Source organism: Chryseobacterium binzhouense (assembly GCF_007474545.1).
GTDB classification, from domain to species: Bacteria; Bacteroidota; Bacteroidia; order Flavobacteriales; family Weeksellaceae; genus Chryseobacterium; species Chryseobacterium binzhouense.
The window spans coordinates 1-17,168 of record NZ_VKOG01000002.1; the positions used below are offsets into that span (position 1 = coordinate 1).

Genomic DNA, 17,168 nt, shown 5'->3' on the forward strand with positions numbered 1-17,168 from the left:
ACATAAAATTCATATTTAATCCATATTCACCCCTAACTAACTGGTTATTCGAAAGAAAAATTTTACAAAAGGGGAATGGTGAATGGTGGGAGGATGGTGAAGAAAGAGGGAAGCTGCATACGGCAAGTGAGGGGCAGTCCGTAGGACTGCTATATTGAAAATGTCAATATGATTTACTTTACACTTAAGACACTTAATGATTACTTATCCAAACAAGCTCAGCGATTGAAATTCCTTCCTCTTACCTTCTTATTTATAACTCTAACTAATTCCTAAATCCTAACTCCTGACTTCTCCCCAAAATAGCCCTGAGTGAAACAGCATCATTTTCTCAAACACTCTAAAAAGCAGCGCTCAAAAAGATACAGCTTAAAACGGAAGAGAGATAAAAGAAAAGCCTCCGAAATATTTCAGAGGCTAATTGTTCTTAGTTAAAACGAATTAGTATTCAAACAAAATACTTCCCCAAGTGAAACCACTTCCAAAGGCGGAAAGTAAAACCAAATCTCCTCTTTTGATTTTTCCTTTTTCGATTGCTTCGCTTAAAGCAATAGGGATAGAAGCTGCAGTTGTATTTCCATACCTTTGGATATTGTTGTAAATTTTATCATCAGGAAGCCCGAATTTCTGCTGTACAAACTGCGCTATTCTTAAATTTGCCTGATGTGGAATAAACATATCCAGATCATCTATAGTTTTTCCGGCTTTAGATAAAGCTTCCTGCATAGTTTCCGGAAATCTTGTTACAGCATGCTTGAATACAAAATTACCATTCATAATAGGATAAACTTCTTTGTTGGTAACATTTTCCGGTTCTTTACGCATCCTGTCACTCCAGCCGAACTTAGATCCCGGAAACTGTGTGCATAGCTCATCTGCATATTTCCCTTCTGAATGCATATTCATTGCCAGAATGTCTCCTGCATTTTCATCTTCGGTTGCTGAGAGCACCACAGCACCTGCTCCGTCTCCAAAAATTACTGATACACCTCTTCCTTCATCAGAAAAATCTAATCCGAAAGAATGGATCTCAGCTCCAACGACCAAAATGTTTCTGTAAGTTCCTGACTTGATAAAAGCATTGGCTACACTCATTGCATATACAAACCCGGAACATTGGTTTCTAACATCTAAAGCTCCTATCGTATCGCAGCCCAGCATATCCTGAAGCAAAACTCCGCATCCCGGAAAATAATAATCTGGTGAAAGCGTAGCAAAAACGATATAATCTATATCTTTTGCCGTGAGACCAGCATTTTGCAGAGCTTTTTCAGAGGCTTTAAATCCTAAATATGCTGACGTTTCCTGAGAATCATTTCTATTAATACGGTGTCTTCTTTCTTTTATTCCTGTACGTTCTGTAATCCATTCATCATTGGTGGTCATTAATTTTGCTAAATCATCATTGGTAACAACATGATCAGGGACATGAAAACCTATTCCTTTTATTGTACTTTTAATCATATAGTTTGTTTAATTTTGGCAAATATAAAACTTATTGAATACATACTATTTTAAAATATCAGTATTTTTACTTTATGCCGATTAATACATTTTACAGAGATTCGAACTGCGAATGGATAGACGTAGAAGCTCCAACTTCCGAAGACATACAGTTTCTTCATGAAAGATATCAGATTAACAATCTTCTTCTGGAAGACACGCTGGATCCCAATCACCTTCCAAAATATGAGGAAGATGGCAATGTAAAGTTTTTTCTTCTTCGGGAAAGTACTGAACTGGAACGTAAAAATCTTAATACAATAAGTGACATCAGTACCAAAATCGGCATTTTCATTCTTGAAAAAACAATTATAACGGTTCACCGGATGAAAACCAAAAGTATTTCGGAAACCAAAAAGCGGCTTTCTACAGAGCAGGAAGACTGTTCGTCTGATAAAATTGCCTTAATGATTGCTTTACTCATTATGAAAAGTTTTGATGATGAATCTCTGAATTTATTTGAAACAATGGATAATATTGAAAATGAAATTTTTCTGAAAAATACTAATCATACCAATGAAATACGAAGACTTTACCGTCTGAAAAGGAAATCTGGTTTAAATGCAAGAGTAATGACTATATCAACCGATGCAATTGATAAATTTAAGTTTCTTAATATCCAGGATGCTGAGTTTGTTGATCTGAAAGACAAACACAAAGATGTAATTGCTGACTTTGATCATCTCAATGCACAGATTACCAACCTTATTTCTATGTTTCTCGCCCTATCTGACCAAAAAGCCAATCAGGTGATGAAAGTTTTGGCAATATACTCTGTTTATTTTTTACCTATCACTTTTATTGCCGGTCTTTACGGAATGAATTTTGACAATATGCCGGAACTGCATACAAAATACGGTTATTTTATAACTGTAGGCATAATGGTTACCATAGTCATCATTACATTTATCTACGCAAGACGGAAACAATGGTAAATAAAAAACCGTCTCAGAGAAACGGTTTTATTTTTTTATTTTAAATCTAATTCGACAGTAGTAACTTTTTTCCGTGAAGGTAAGTTCATTAAAATAATTGCCATTAAAATCAATATGATCCCGATCCACTGAATCAGAGCCACTTTTTCGTTTAAAAGAAAAAATGCCATCGTCACAGAAACAGGAAGTTCTAAAGAAGAAATAATACTTCCTAAACCTAAACCCGTATTTGGAAAACCCAAATTAAATAACACTGGCGGAATAATGGTTCCGAATAATGCTAAAATAAAACCATAGGTCCAAAAAATAGATATATCGAAGGGTCTGATATGCTGTGTATTATCTGTAAAATTCAGATAAAATGATTTTAGGCTCTCTGAATATAACGGACCAATCTGCGCAAAAAACAGAAAAAGAAAGATTATTACAGAGCCACCGCTCAACATGATCATACTTTTGCGTAAAACAGGCAAGTGAGTTGCAATAGTATTGGAAGTAAACATTGTCACGGTGAATGAGGCTGCAGCCAACAATCCCCAAAAGATTCCTTTCCAATCCAGATTTACATCTAAATTAATGAGGTTGGTTGCTAATACTGTTCCGCTCAATACAATTCCTGTGGCAAAAATTTTTATTAAACCTGGGAATTTTTTTGTCAGAAAACTTTCTGCTACAACACTAAACCATACTGACTGCATCAATAGAACAATAGCAACCGAAACAGCAATATACTGTACCGAAATATAATAAAAAAGACTTGTGCAGCCTAAAGAAGTTCCTGCAATCAGCAAGCGTCTCATTTCTCCCGATGACGGCGAAGAAAGTTTATTTTTTGAAGTGATTGTCTGAACAAAATTGAGAATCAAAAGTCCTATAATTCCCAAAACAAATTGTGATGTTGTGACTTCCGCTGTTGTATATCCTTCTTTATAAGACATTTTTACGAAAGTTGCCAACATTCCGTAAACGCTTGCACCCAATGCCACAAATAAAATTCCTTTAACAATATTCTTCTTCATAATTTTTAAAAAGCCGGCAAATATACAATATTTTACATTGACAGGGGTGCCTTTTTATCAATGAATCTGAGAGTTTGTACCGTTTCAATACTTATTTAACATATAAAACATTGATTGTTTGAAATCATTCAGGCTATTATTTAATTTACTTAAATCATTTCTGATTGTCTGCAAAAAAGTAGTAAAGTATAACTGATATTCAACGAATCATCTTTTATCCTGATAAAATATTTAAATGGAAGTTATTTTTTGATAATAATTTTTGTTCTGAAATCTACTCCTATTCCCTGAACACTTACAACATATATTCCATTTTCCAGATCTTTTGTAGAAACAGGAATTCTTGCATCCGGTGAAAACCTATCTTCAGAAAGCACTAATTTTCCTGACATATCATACATCTGAACAAATAATTTTCCAATTGTATTATCTTTCAGATAAATAAAGAACTCATCTTTAGCAGGATTCGGATAAATTTTAATCAAACTTCTATCTATTGCAGCATTTGCATTTCCTTCTCTACAGTCTGCCGGAACAGAAAAATCTTCTACCTGATCGTTAATATTTGTTTTACTTCCAGCGGAAGCATTTAAACCTAAACCTCTTTTAGCAAAAGTTTTCCATATCATGCAACGATTTTCGCCACCAGTGGTAAGCATTTCGGCATTCAGCACTGCATTTCTTCCGTCAATAAATGTAGGATTGCAGGTTTGTAATTTCAAAGCATCTGTCACCAGTTGAAGAACTCTTGCACTTCCGCTGTTTTTGTTGGCGGTAACATCAGAAGAATATCCATATTTTGCAGCATACTGCCAATGAAGATCCCAAAGCATTGATCCCCATACAAATCCTATTCTGTGCACATCCGGAACAATTTCACCGTCTTCCTCAAACTCCATTCCGTTAGTATCTGCATACGTATAATCATTCACAGAAAAATCCGGAGAATATTTTGCAGGTCTGAATCCTAAACCTGATGCAGACTGACCACTCGCATAAGATCCTATACTTCGTGGAACAGAAGCATCAGCATTTGGAGTATTGGTCAACATTAAAGCAAAAAAATCTGACCATCCCTCTCCCATTTGTTCTTTACTCTGAACTTTGGAAAGGCAGCTAAATCCGTTCCCGGTCAATCTGTTGGTAATTCCGTGACCATATTCGTGGGTGATGATTCCGTTATCAAAACTTCCGTCAGGAGTTACTGCAGTTGCCGGATCACTTTTGAGAGTAACATTTACCGTTAATGAATTACTCAACTGTGTTTTAATATATTCTCCTTCAGCATTATTAATCAAAACTGAAGGTATGGTAATTGAAGCATCTGTTCCGCCCATTGATGCAGGAAAATTAATAGCTCCCGGATTATTGTAAATAATCGCTGCAATTGCACCTGCATCCTGAGCATTTTTCACTTTCAGGGCAAAAGTACAGTTGGTTCCGCCTCCTCTTTCTATAAGACCTATTTTTCCTGTTAAAGAATTTGCAGTTAACGGAGTACAGCCATCAATCACATTTGCCAGCATCACATCTCCCGTCACACCCGTACCATTCAGCTGCGGTCCAAATTGAGCTGCGCTTGCCTGCGGAACACGCGGAATTGCAGAAACAGGAGCGTTATAATAAAAATACCTGTTGACTCTTGACCAAAGATACATCTGCATTACAGGTTTTTTTCCATCAGAAGGAGTAGTAAAATTGGCATTATTTAATCCGCCTCCATCCTGAGATTCAGCCAGAAGATAATCATTTCCGATACCGCCTTTTCCAAAATTATTCTGCTGAAAATTTCTTGCAGATTCTGTAAAACCAAACTGATAGAAAATATCGTGTACCCTGTTTGCGGTATAAAACAAATTGGTAATTGCTGCATTTTGATTGAAATCCGGAGTCCCGTTGATTGAAAAAGGAAAATTAAAATTTAAGGAAGATCCGCCATCCGGAGAATATCCCGGCTGATCTTTATCATTTCTGTCTTCATATGCATAGACGTTATTACCTCTGGTAATCGTATATTTTTCGGCTCCTGTAGAATGCCAACCTTGGGGAGATGAAGATAAGATCCACGGATTTGAAACCAGCGTTCTGCTACCAAACGTAGGTGCTTCTACCGGTAAACGAAAAATATTATAATTTGCATTATCAGCCAAAAATGTTGATGGGTATTTTTTTAGAGAATTTTTTATGATATTATTCTGATGCGTGGAATCATGAGAATACGCATCTTTATGAAAATGACATTCTAAGGTAAGGTTTTCTTTTGAAATAATTTCTCCCGAAGATGCATCAACTAAAACATTCCAGTATTTTGAATTTTCCGGATCATGGAACAAAAACTGGTGGCATAATTTTAAATCAGACCCTGAAAGATTATATACAAAATTTTGTTTTACGAAGTTTTTGTGATCAGGCTCTTTATCTGAATCATTTAGTATGATATAATCTGATATTTCATTTCTGCTAAAAGAATCTGCAATTTTTTCTAACGCATTCTTTGGAGAGACCGTTACATCATCAGAAAACGATGTGAAACTTTTCACAAAACTGTCATTAAAATAAGTAATCTTTCTGTCTTTAATAAAAGCAGTCGCTAAAGAATTGTAAACAGGAATCCCTTTAAAGGTCTGCTGTATTTTGATAATCTCTCCATTCAAAGACTGTGAAAAATCTTTATTATCTATTTTAAAATTCGTCAGATCGGCTTTTTTAAATTCGCTGATTTTATTTTTCAGGATATAATCTTTTATCAATCTTTCATTCTCCTGTGCAAAAAGACTTATCGGAAGAACAGCAAAAAATGCAGCCAAAAGAATTCTTTTTTTAGATTTAGTAAAAAAAACAGTATTGCTATCCATTATTAATCGTTTTGATTGATAAATTTACTAACTATTTCTCAATTTCATTCCTGAATTTTAATATACGACTGTAATTATTTTATGGATTGTTGATAAACACTTATAAAACAAAAAACCACTCTTTCGAGTGGTTCTATATCAAAAAATGTTCAGGATTATTTCCCTTCCATTTTCTTTTTCAATTCTGCTAAAGCATCAATATCTCCAAGAGTTGATCTTTCTTCATTGTTAGAAGAAGAAGATACATTTCTGTTAGAAGCTTCTTTTGCATTCTTTTTCTCTTCGTCTCTGAAAATTCCTGTGTGAGAAACTACAACTCTCTTGAATTCTTTGTTGAACTCAATTACTTTGAAATCAGCCTCTTCTCCTTTCTTGATTTTAGATCCGTCTTCTTTCTCTAATAATCTAGATGGGCAGAAAGCTTCTACTTCAGCATCTTCAAATTGTACAGAAGCACCTTTATCGTGTACTTCTACCGCTTTACCAGCGTGTACAGTTCCTTCAGCATATTTAGTTTCAAACTTATCCCAAGGGTTTTCAGTTAATTGCTTGTGACCTAAAGATAATCTTCTAGCCTGGATGTCAAGCTCAAGAACTACAACATCTAGTTTATCACCTACTGCACAGAATTCAGATGGATGCTTGATTTTCTTAGTCCAAGAAAGATCAGAGATATAGATTAATCCATCAATACCTTCTTCCAATTCTACGAAAACTCCGAAGTTTGTAAAGTTTCTTACAGTTCCAACGTGTTGAGAACCTACAGGATACTTAGCTTCGATATTTTCCCATGGATCTTTAGATAATTGTTTCATACCTAAAGAGATCTTTCTGTCTTCTCTATCTAAAGTCAATACTTCTGCTTCTACTTCATCACCAACTTTTACGAAATCTCCTGCACTTCTCAAGTGAGTAGACCAAGACATTTCAGAAACGTGGATCAATCCTTCTACACCTGGAGCGATTTCTACGAATGCACCATAGTCAGCAAGAACTACTACTTTTCCTTTTACTTTATCTCCAACTTTCATGTCAGCAGAAAGAGCATCCCAAGGATGAGCTTCTAATTGCTTCATACCCAATTGGATTCTTGTTTTCTCATCATCAAAGTCAAGGATAACCACTTTTACAGTTTGTCCGTCCTCAAGGATTTCAGATGGGTGGTTCACTCTAGACCAAGAAAGATCTGTAATGTGAATCAATCCGTCAACACCTCCAAGGTCGATGAATACACCGTAAGAAGTAATATTCTTAACAGTACCTTCAAGAACCTGTCCTTTTTCTAACTGAGCGATGATTTCTTTTTTCTGACCTTCGATATCTGCTTCGATCAATGCTTTGTGAGATACTACTACGTTTTTGAACTCAGGGTTGATTTTCACAACTTTGAACTCCATAGTTTTACCTACGAATTGATCGTAATCTTTAATTGGCTTAACGTCGATCTGAGAACCTGGTAAGAATGCTTCGATTCCGTGTACGTCTACGATCATACCACCTTTAGTTCTAGATTTTACAAAACCGTTTACGATTTCACCTGTTTCGTGAAGCTCATTTACTTTATCCCAAGCTTTCAATGTTCTTGCTTTTCTGTGAGATAACTGTAACTGACCAGTTTTGTCTTCTCTTCTGTCAACCATTACTTCAACCTCATCACCTACGCTCAAACCTTGGTTGTAACGGAATTCGTTAAGAGAAATAACACCTTCAGATTTGAAGTTGATGTCTACGATAGCTTCTTTGTCAGTCAATCTTACAACTTTCCCAACCAATACGTCATTATCGTCTAAGTTGTTTAAAGATCCGTTGTAGATTTCTTCAAGATCGCTTTTTTCTTTTCTTGCGTCTGCATCAAGACCAGATTCGAAAGAATCCCAATCAAATTGTTCCGGTGCTACGTTTTGGTTTAATAAAACCTCTGCTGAATTTGTCTCTTTTGACATTTTCTAAAAATTTGTATTCCTTCTTTTTTAATGGTTTGAATAACTGTGGCGTTAAAAAATACGGAAGTCATTAATTATTAATAATTTACTTTTTACAAACCCTCCCACAAAAAGTTGTGCAAAATTACAATTTTATTTCAGATATGCAATACAGATCATTTGCTTTTTCTTTAAGTTATTAGAAATTATTTTTTTAAGAAAAAACATAAAAAGACACCAAAATGATGTCTTTTTATAATATTAAAATTTGTTGAATAATGGTATTAATGCAGATCAATCAATGCATCTACATCAGATTCTCCGCCTGTTGTGCTTCCAAGCTGATTGTCTGCTGAAGGAGAATTCTGGCTTACTGAAGTTGGTGCGTGTACCAGCTTAATGTTTACTTTTCCTGTTGGAGTTGTGCTTACAACAGTCCATTGAGTTTTTAGTCCCAGTTTATTACCATCTGTTCTTGCAACATCATTAGCTGCTCTTTTTACGATAACATTTGCCCCTGAAAAACCAAATGTGATAAAATGCTCATCTTTCTCTTCCATAATTTCGCCATTTACACTGTCGTAATGGTCATCATGTTTTACCTGAAAATCCAGATCAACATTGAACACATCTCCTGCTTCTGCATGAATATGTTTATCAGCAACCCCACCGATATAACTAATCGTCTGTACATCCGTAGGATCATTTGCATTGGTTAATCTCACCACCATTTTTTCTATTTCATCATGATCATGAATATCTTCCGGAATGTCGGTAGAATCATTTCTACACGAGAAAACTAAAAGTGCTGCAAAAATTACCAGTGTAATGTTTAAGAATTTTTTCATTTTTTAAAATTTTTAAAATATTAATAATTAAAAGTTGTATTTAAAAGTTATAATAAAGTTTCTGCCATTTTCAGGCATAAAAAACCTGAGCCTGTTGAGATACTCACGATATTCTGTATTGAAAATATTGTTGATTCTGAAATTGATATTAAAGTTTTTAGCCACATCTGCTCCTACAGAAGCATTAAATACCGTGTAAGCAGGAGGAGGAGTACTCAAGTCTAATTCTTCCCTGAAAAAAGTACCGTTATCTATAAAGTCAACCGTCTGATTTCTGATCGGAAAACGATTTTGCCTAAATACGCTTACATTCTCCAGTTGCAGATAGAAATTATTAGGAATATTCATTTTCCATTCTACTGAATTTCTGAGATTGGATGGCATCATTAGAATCAGGGGTTCGTTATTAGACAAATCATCTCCTTTCAATGCGCTGAATCCTGTATTCCATTTCAACCGATCAAGAATATTAAGTTGTGCATCTGCATCAATTCCAAAAATTCTGGCTTTAATCTGCTGATAACTCCAAATCGGAAAAACACCTCGGTTAGAATTCACAACCCCTGTAGGAATCTGATTGATAAAATTATCAGAGATCATTATATATGGAGATGCTTCAATACGAAGTCCCTTCAGTATATTAAAATTAGAAACTAAAGAGAGATTTGCCTGATAAAGCGTCTCTCTTTTAATTCTCATATCACCCTCTTCCACGATTGCTGCAGAGTGATGCAGTCCGTCTGCAAATAATTCCGCAGGATTGGGAGTTCTGTCGGCTCTTGATAAATTAAATTTAACTTCAACATTATCAAAAGGTTTATAATCTAACCCCAGATTAGCCGAAAAATTGTGATAATCTAAAATAGGTCTTGCCAAAATCCTGCTGTCGCTTTTCTGAATGAAAAATTCAGGGAAAAACTTTGCAAATCTGTTATTCCAGTCAGATTCGTCGTAATATTTATAAGCGTCATATCTGCTGAAATCATATCTTACAGCTGCTTCAGCATTCAGTTTTGAATTAAATCTGTATTTAAAAACAGAAAAAGCACCTGCATCATAACGGTAATAATCGGGAATCAAACGTCTTGCTCTGGTTGCAGGATTGGGGTAATTATCCTGAAAGCCTCCGGAAATACCACTTTCTAAACTCCAGTCTGTACGCTCAATAAGATGAACTAAACTCGCAGAATGAGTAATGAGTCGCAAATCCATAGAAGGCAGCGCATTCAAATCTCCTCTTCTGATATCAAATTCTTTTCTTTGATTTAATTGAAAGCTGTACTGAAAAGTCAGTTTTCCAAAATCTGCAAACCGTTTGTAAGCTGAAATTTTAGCAATATGATGCTCAACTTCCTGTTTCGGGCTTCCAATTTCGTAGCTGAAATCATCCAAAAAATAAGGCTGTCCCAAATTGATTGCTTTGTAAAAATCTGAAGGACTTCCCAAATGCGCACCTTTATATATTCCAAAATCCTGTCTGATTCCGCTATAAGAAACATCAAAACCCTGTAGAAAACTGTGATTTCCGAACGAGAAATTAAAAGAATTAACTTCTGCACCCGTATTCTGCAAAGTATGATGCGGAATGTACAAATCTCCCAGCTTTCTATAGCTTCCGCCTGCTTTTACAAACCATTGGTTTTTCCATGATTTTAAAAGATTAGCAGAAATTTCCCCTCCTCTTCCATTGGAAATTCCGGAAAGTTTTACGTTACCCATCAAAGTATCCTTTTTAGGAATAAGTGCAGGTTCTAAAATCACGACTCCTCCCACTCCTTCGTTACCATATTTCAGAGCAGATGCACCCTTTATCACATCAATATGTTCAAAATCATTTACATCTACATTCGGAGCATGTTCAACTCCCCACTCCTGTTCCGCCATTTTCACTCCGTTATTTAAGATTGAAACACGGCTTCCGTATAAACCATGAATTACCGGCTTTGTAATATTATTTCCGGTTTTCAGAGCAGTAACTCCTGAAAGCTGCGACAGAAGATTTCCAAGATTTTCGGTAGAATTCCTTTCAATATCTGCTCTGTCAAGCGTTGTCATGATGACAGCACCTTTTGCTTTGTGAGTTCCGTGAATCGTTACGGTCTGAATTTCATCTACATGATGTTCCAGTCTTATAGCCAAATGCAAATCTCTGTCAACCCGTATATTTTCAGTATAGTCGTTGCATTCCGGATGTTTGGCAATAAGATCATAATTCCCAGCAGGAATTCCCGACAGAGAAAACTGACCTTTTTTATCTGTTTTCGCAGAAAAATTTCCTATTCGGATTTCCGCATTTTCCAGCATTGTTTTATCATGAAAATCCTGTACACTTCCTTTTACGGTGTAGGTTTTCTGTGCGTTGATATTTACCAGTCCCATAAGAACCAATAAAAAACTTAATATAAATTTCATTGTAAATACATTGAGCTATATCATTGAATCTTTTATCAGTAAAAGATCAAAGATATATGTCGTTAAAAATTTGGATTGGATTTTTATGTAATACTTAATATGAAACAATTCATTCCGGAATGCTTCAATTTTTGACTTACATCATTATAATAATTGCTAAGAATTATTCAAGTACATTAAAATAACCGATTATGACCGTTTTAACCGCTTCAAAGTGTTATTTCAAAGTAATCAATGATTTAAATCCTAAGATTTAAACAAAAAAATCCAAAAAGATAATTAAGAATTAAGAAATTGCGGGCGGACCGCGAAGCTGGAAAGAATATTTGGTTTGTGCCCAAATTTTTTCCTGAAGAGTAAAAATCTGTTCTGTTTTCTCTGAATGCTGAATTGCTTTGAAAGTAAATTCTTCAGGCATAAGTGTGTTTCCGGTCGATATAAAATGACAGGCCAAACAGTCTCCTTTAGATTCTTTAGCATCAGATTTTGTAAGCGTGTTTTCTGACTTTTTAAGATTGAATGTTTTCAATGTATCAGAAAAGTCGTGCTCATGAAATGTCTGAGAAAACAGCGCAAAAAAGTATACACCGAACATCAGTCTGGAGATAAAATTTTTGAAATGTCTGCTTTTAGTACAAATCATGTTGCAAAATTATAAAAAATATATGAAAACGCTTTCAATAAATATTATTTTTTAACCAACTCTACAAAATTTAAATTTTTCGTTTTATAAATCAACAACTTTTAAAACTACATTTACAAGCTAAAAAAAGATGAACTGTAAAAGTCCATCTTTAATCCTTATGCTGAAATTATTCAAGCTGTGTTCCCAAATATTCCCATTCCTGCAAAGCAAGATCCAGATTTTCTTTGGTTTTATTGTATTTTTCAAGGGTTTCCTCAGAAGGATTTTCTTTAGTAAAAGAAGCCTCAAACTTTTCTATAGCGGTCTCAAGCTCTGCAATTTGCTCTTCCACTTTTTTCAGCTTGTTCTGAATATTTTTCTGTTCTTTGCTCCCAGTTCCTGATGTTGATTGCTCGCTGCCGTTGCCGGATGTCTTTTCCTCTTTCTTTACCCTTACCTCAGCTTTAGCTTCTTCACCATGAAGTTTAGCTTTTTCGGCAGAAATCTCTCTGATGGACTCTTTTTGTCTGTACTCAAGATATTCGTTGATGTCGCCCAAAAACTCCTTCATTTTCCCGTCCCGGAACTCGTAAATTTTATCACAAAGTCCCTGTAAAAATTCTCTGTCGTGAGAAATCACAATCAACGTTCCTTCAAACTTCTGCAAAGCAAGCTTAATGATTTCTTTTGACTGAATATCAAGGTGATTGGTAGGCTCATCCATAATCAATGTATTGAACGGACGTAACAATAACTTACACAGCGCCAAACGGTTTCTTTCACCTCCAGAAAGCACTTTCGTTTTCTTATTGACCGCTTCACCCTGAAAAAGGAATGAACCTAATAAATCTCTTACTCTCGGTCTGGTTTCTTCGGTAGCCGCATCCTCTGCTTCTTCTTGCACCGTTTTATTCGGAGTCAGAACCTCTTCCTGATTTTGAGCAAAATAACCAATATTGACATTATGTCCTAAATTCCAGCTTCCTGAATAATCTTTAATATCTCCTGCAAGAATTTTAGCTAATGTAGTTTTACCCTGTCCGTTTTGTCCGAGAAGCGCAATTCTGTCTCCTCGCTGAACCATAAAATCTACATTATCAAAAATTTTCTTTTCTCCGTAAGATTTCCCCAGGTTTTCTGCCTCAAAAATAACTTTTCCGGGAACTACAGACTGTACGAAACGGATATTAAATTTAGAAACGTCTTCATTATCCACCTCAATTCTTTCGATTTTATCTAATTTTTTGATCAGTGACTGGGCAAAAGAAGCTTTTGTAGCACTTGCACGGAATTTATTGATATTATCTTCCATCTGCTTGATCTCCGCATCCTGATTTTTTTTTGCCTGAATCAGCTTTTCGCGGCGGTCTTCACGCATCACCAGATATTTGGAATAGTTGGCTTTATAATCATCAACCTTTTTATTATTAATATCAAAAGTTCGGTTGCAGACCGCAGTCATAAACTGCTTATCGTGACTTACCAAAACAATTGCTCCCGGATAATCTTTCAAAAAGTTTTCCAGCCAGATGATAGATTCCATATCCAGGTGATTGGTAGGCTCATCAAGAAGCATAATATCATTCTTTTGAAGAAGAAGCTTAGCCAGCTCAATTCTCATTCTCCATCCTCCGGAAAATTCATCTGTTATTTTCTGAAAATCATCTGCTTTAAAGCCAAGACCGAAAAGCACTTTTTCCATATCTCCTTCCAGATTGTAGGCATCATGGTGCATCAGAAGATCATTCAGCTCAGTCATTTTATTGATAAGATCAGTATAAGAATCACTTTCGTAGTCCGTTCTTACCGTCATCTGATGATTTACTTCCTCCAATTCTTCTTTCCAGGCATTGATCTGCTCAAAAGCCTGCATGGTCTCGTTCCAGACCGTTCTTCCCTTTACAAAATCAAGATCTTGTTTAAGGAAGCCAATCGTAATATTTCCTTCCGGCACAACATTTCCTTCATAAAAAGAAATTTCTCCTGAAAGCATTTTCAGCAGCGTAGATTTCCCTGCTCCGTTTTTTCCTACAAGACCAATTTTATCGTCTTTTTTGATAGTGAAATTAACGTTCTGAAACAAATAATTTCCCGAATGATGTAAACCTAAACCCTGAACCGAAAGCATCTTTTATGAATATTAATGATGAATAATGTATGTGAATGTTTTTCGGGTGCAAAAGTAAGCAAAATAAAAGAATTGTAAATCAGTTATTCCGTTTCTAGATAATTATTTACAAAGCTCACAAGTGTTCTGGTTCTTTTTGAAATCACTAATGCAATTTATAAGTGTCACGGATATATAAAAGAAATGCATTAATATTACTCAAAAAAATATAAACGAAACTGATTCTTATAATTAATTCCACAAAAAATCCCAAGAAACGCTTGCTTCTTGGGATTTTTATTTGAGATCAAAATAAATTATCCCACCGTCAAAACCACCTTCCCATTCACGCCACCTGCGGAAACCAAATTTTGAGCTTCGGCAGCTTGGCTCATTGTAAAAGTCTTTGCTACAGAAGGTTTCAGCTTTCCTTCGGCAAGCAATTGCAAACCGTACTGCATATTTTTTGCCGATAAATCCGATGAAACAAACTGTGCTTTCACGCCAAATTGTTCCGCCAATTCTTGCGATGGCGGCATTGTGATGCTTAACAATGTTCCGCCTTTTTTCACCACTTCAAACAAGGCATTTTGCGATGGTCCACCCGCACAATCAATCACCAAATCCGCTTCTTTTACCAATTGCGTAAAATCCTGCGTTTTATAATCAATCGCTTCATCGGCACCTAAATTTTTAATAAAATCCACGCCTTCGCCCGAAGCTGTACCTATTACATACGCTCCCAACGCTTTCGCCAATTGAATCAACGCTGCACCAACCGCTCCTGAAGCTCCTTGAACAAACACTTTTTGTCCAGCTTGTACGTTTCCTACATTCACCAAAAGCGACTGAGCCGTTGCCATCGGAATCACCAATGCCGCTGCTTCTTCAAACGAAATTTCGGCAGGTTTTTTCTCTACATTTTGCTCCGGAACTACGCAATATTCGGCGTACGTTCCGCCTATTGCCGACACCATTACTTCATCGCCTACGCTGAAATTCGTCACTTCGCTTCCTACCGCTTCTACGATTCCGGCAGCGTCCAAACCAGGCGTGAAAGGGAATTGCACCGGATACACCTGTTGCATAAATCCTTGTCGAATCTTCATATCCAACGGATTGATGGTAAATGCTTTTACCTTTACCAACACCTGATTTTCTTGGGTTATTGCGGCTTTTGGCACTTCATTTTCTGTTACTACGTCCGCATTTCCAAACGCTGTGTATTGTATTGCTTTCATTATTTTATTTTTAAATTAAATTTTTAGTTACTTTTATTTGGGCAGCTATTTCCGCCTTCCACTCCCGCTTTTTTGCAAATTTTCCCAACGCTTTTGCCCTCGTTAAAAATTTGCAAAAAGAGCTCCGTTCAAGTCGGGCTGCAACCATTCGAAGAAATTATCAGAATCGAAACACATTAATTTTTGAAGCATTAATGAACAGGTCGCTCCTACGGAGCTTCGCCTTTAACGAATTCATCTTTTCTACTAATAGTAAATCCCTTCGGGATTTTTTTAGAACTATTTTTAATTAATGTTTGCTTATCGTTCTTTACAGGTCGCTCCTACGGAGCTTCGCTTTTAACGAATTCATCTTTTCTAATAACAGTAAATCCCTACGGGATTTTTACAATACATTTGATTGTGTAATTTTCAATTTGATAAACAAACTACATCCTCCCGTATTTTCCATTTATTTAGCTCCGTAGGAGCAAACTGTTAATAGAACTTTCATTCATACCGCAAGTTCAGCTCCGTAGGAGCGACCTGTTCATTACATTTTAATTGTTATTCAAAAAAGGATAATCCGTAAAACCTTCCGCTCCCGGTGCGTACAACGTATTGTAATCTACTTCGTTCAGCGGAGTGTCTTTTGCCAAACGCTGATCAAAATCTGGATTAGCGATGTAATTTCTTCCAAACGCTACTAAATCTGCAAAACCTTGTTGCAAAGCCGTTTCAGCAGTTTCAGCAGTAAGTCCGTTGCAAAGAATCATCACACCATCGAAATTTTCTTTTAAACCCTTCATCAATGTTTCCGAAACTTGCGGATTATAACTCAAATGCAAATACGCAATCCCAATTTTGTTCAGTTCTGCTGCCAAATAGGTGTAGGTTGCGTTCACTTCTTCTTCGCTGTACGGCTGCATATCGTTGAACGTAGAAAACGGCGAAATTCGTAATCCTACCTTTTCTTTTCCGATGGCATCTGCCGTTTTTTGAGCGGTTTCAATTAGAAATTTCACTCTATTTTCAATGCTTCCGCCAAATTCATCGGTTCGGTTGTTTACGTTCGGATTCAGGAATTGCTCCAACAAATAACCGTTTGCAGCGTGCAGTTCCACCCCGTCAAAACCCGCTTCCACAGCGTTTTTCGCCGCCGAAACGTATTCGTTCATCAACTCATACACTTCATCCGTGGTTAAAGTTACTGGTTGCGAATGTTCTTTCATTCCTACACCATCAGAATACATTTCTCCTGCTGCTTTAATGTCGGAAACGCCAATGACTTTTCCGCCTTTTGGCAAATTAATATCGTGGGCAACACGACCGGTGTGCATCAGTTGTACAAAAATTTTGCTATTGTTTTCGTGAACGGCAGCGGTTGTTTTCTTCCAACCTTCTATTTGTTCTGGGCTAAAAATTCCGGGGATTCTGCTGTAACCCAAACCATTTGCCGATGGCGACGTTCCTTCGGTGATGATGAGTCCGGCGCCGCTTCTTTGGGCGTAATAGGTTGCCATCAAATCGTTGGGAATATTATCAATGGCTCTGCTTCTGGTCATTGGAGCCATTACGATATGATTTTTTAGGGTAAAGTTTCCTTTCGAAAAAGGATTCAATAAAATGCTCATAATTGTCTTATTTTTTTTGCAAAGATAAATATTAAGTATATATTTGCTACCTAGTAGTAAAAAAATACAAGTATATAAAAAGATACCT

Annotated in this window: 11 protein-coding genes; 1 reads left to right on the forward strand and 10 read right to left on the reverse strand. The window is 36.1% G+C overall.

Annotated features, from left to right (window positions below):
• Positions 1–441: 441 nt before the first annotated feature.
• Positions 442–1,464: a 3-oxoacyl-ACP synthase III family protein gene (locus FNE73_RS05740; RefSeq protein WP_143883830.1), complete on the reverse strand. Its 1,023-nt coding sequence runs from the start codon at positions 1,462–1,464 to the stop codon at positions 442–444.
• Positions 1,465–1,538: 74 nt separating this feature from the next.
• Here FNE73_RS05740 and FNE73_RS05745 point away from each other — a divergent pair, with 74 nt between their 5' ends.
• Positions 1,539–2,438, forward strand: a complete 900-nt coding sequence (locus FNE73_RS05745; protein WP_143883831.1) for a magnesium transporter CorA family protein — start codon at positions 1,539–1,541, stop codon at positions 2,436–2,438.
• Positions 2,439–2,473: 35 nt separating this feature from the next.
• Here the strand turns inward: FNE73_RS05745 and FNE73_RS05750 are convergent, their stop codons facing one another.
• From FNE73_RS05750 to FNE73_RS05790, 9 genes are all read right to left on the reverse strand, one after another.
• A complete protein-coding gene (locus tag FNE73_RS05750; protein WP_394366295.1) occupies positions 2,474–3,457 on the reverse strand; it encodes an EamA family transporter in 984 nt (327 codons plus the stop codon).
• Positions 3,458–3,699: 242 nt separating this feature from the next.
• A complete protein-coding gene (locus tag FNE73_RS05755) occupies positions 3,700–6,312 on the reverse strand; it encodes a T9SS-dependent M36 family metallopeptidase (RefSeq protein ID WP_143883833.1) in 2,613 nt (870 codons plus the stop codon).
• A gap of 155 nt (positions 6,313–6,467) precedes the next feature.
• Positions 6,468–8,255, reverse strand: coding sequence for a 30S ribosomal protein S1 (rpsA, locus tag FNE73_RS05760; protein ID WP_143883834.1), 1,788 nt, complete (start codon positions 8,253–8,255; stop codon positions 6,468–6,470).
• A 263-nt stretch (positions 8,256–8,518) separates the two neighbouring features.
• Positions 8,519–9,082 (reverse strand): hypothetical protein, encoded by a 564-nt coding sequence (locus tag FNE73_RS05765; RefSeq protein WP_143883835.1) that lies wholly within the window; start codon positions 9,080–9,082, stop codon positions 8,519–8,521.
• 27 nt (positions 9,083–9,109) lie between these two features.
• Positions 9,110–11,494 (reverse strand): TonB-dependent receptor, encoded by a 2,385-nt coding sequence (locus tag FNE73_RS05770; protein ID WP_143883836.1) that lies wholly within the window; start codon positions 11,492–11,494, stop codon positions 9,110–9,112.
• Positions 11,495–11,780: 286 nt separating this feature from the next.
• Positions 11,781–12,137 (reverse strand): hypothetical protein, encoded by a 357-nt coding sequence (locus tag FNE73_RS05775; protein ID WP_143883837.1) that lies wholly within the window; start codon positions 12,135–12,137, stop codon positions 11,781–11,783.
• Between the two features lie 169 nt (positions 12,138–12,306).
• A complete protein-coding gene (locus FNE73_RS05780; protein ID WP_143883838.1) occupies positions 12,307–14,247 on the reverse strand; it encodes an ABC-F family ATP-binding cassette domain-containing protein in 1,941 nt (646 codons plus the stop codon).
• Positions 14,248–14,543: 296 nt separating this feature from the next.
• The gene (locus FNE73_RS05785; RefSeq protein ID WP_143883839.1) at positions 14,544–15,467 is read right to left on the reverse strand and encodes an NADP-dependent oxidoreductase; all 924 of its coding nucleotides are present in this window, start codon (positions 15,465–15,467) and stop codon (positions 14,544–14,546) included.
• A gap of 539 nt (positions 15,468–16,006) precedes the next feature.
• On the reverse strand, positions 16,007–17,080 hold the full coding sequence (locus FNE73_RS05790) for an alkene reductase (protein WP_143883840.1): 1,074 nt from the start codon (positions 17,078–17,080) through the stop codon (positions 16,007–16,009).
• Between the last annotated feature and the right edge of the window lie 88 nt (positions 17,081–17,168).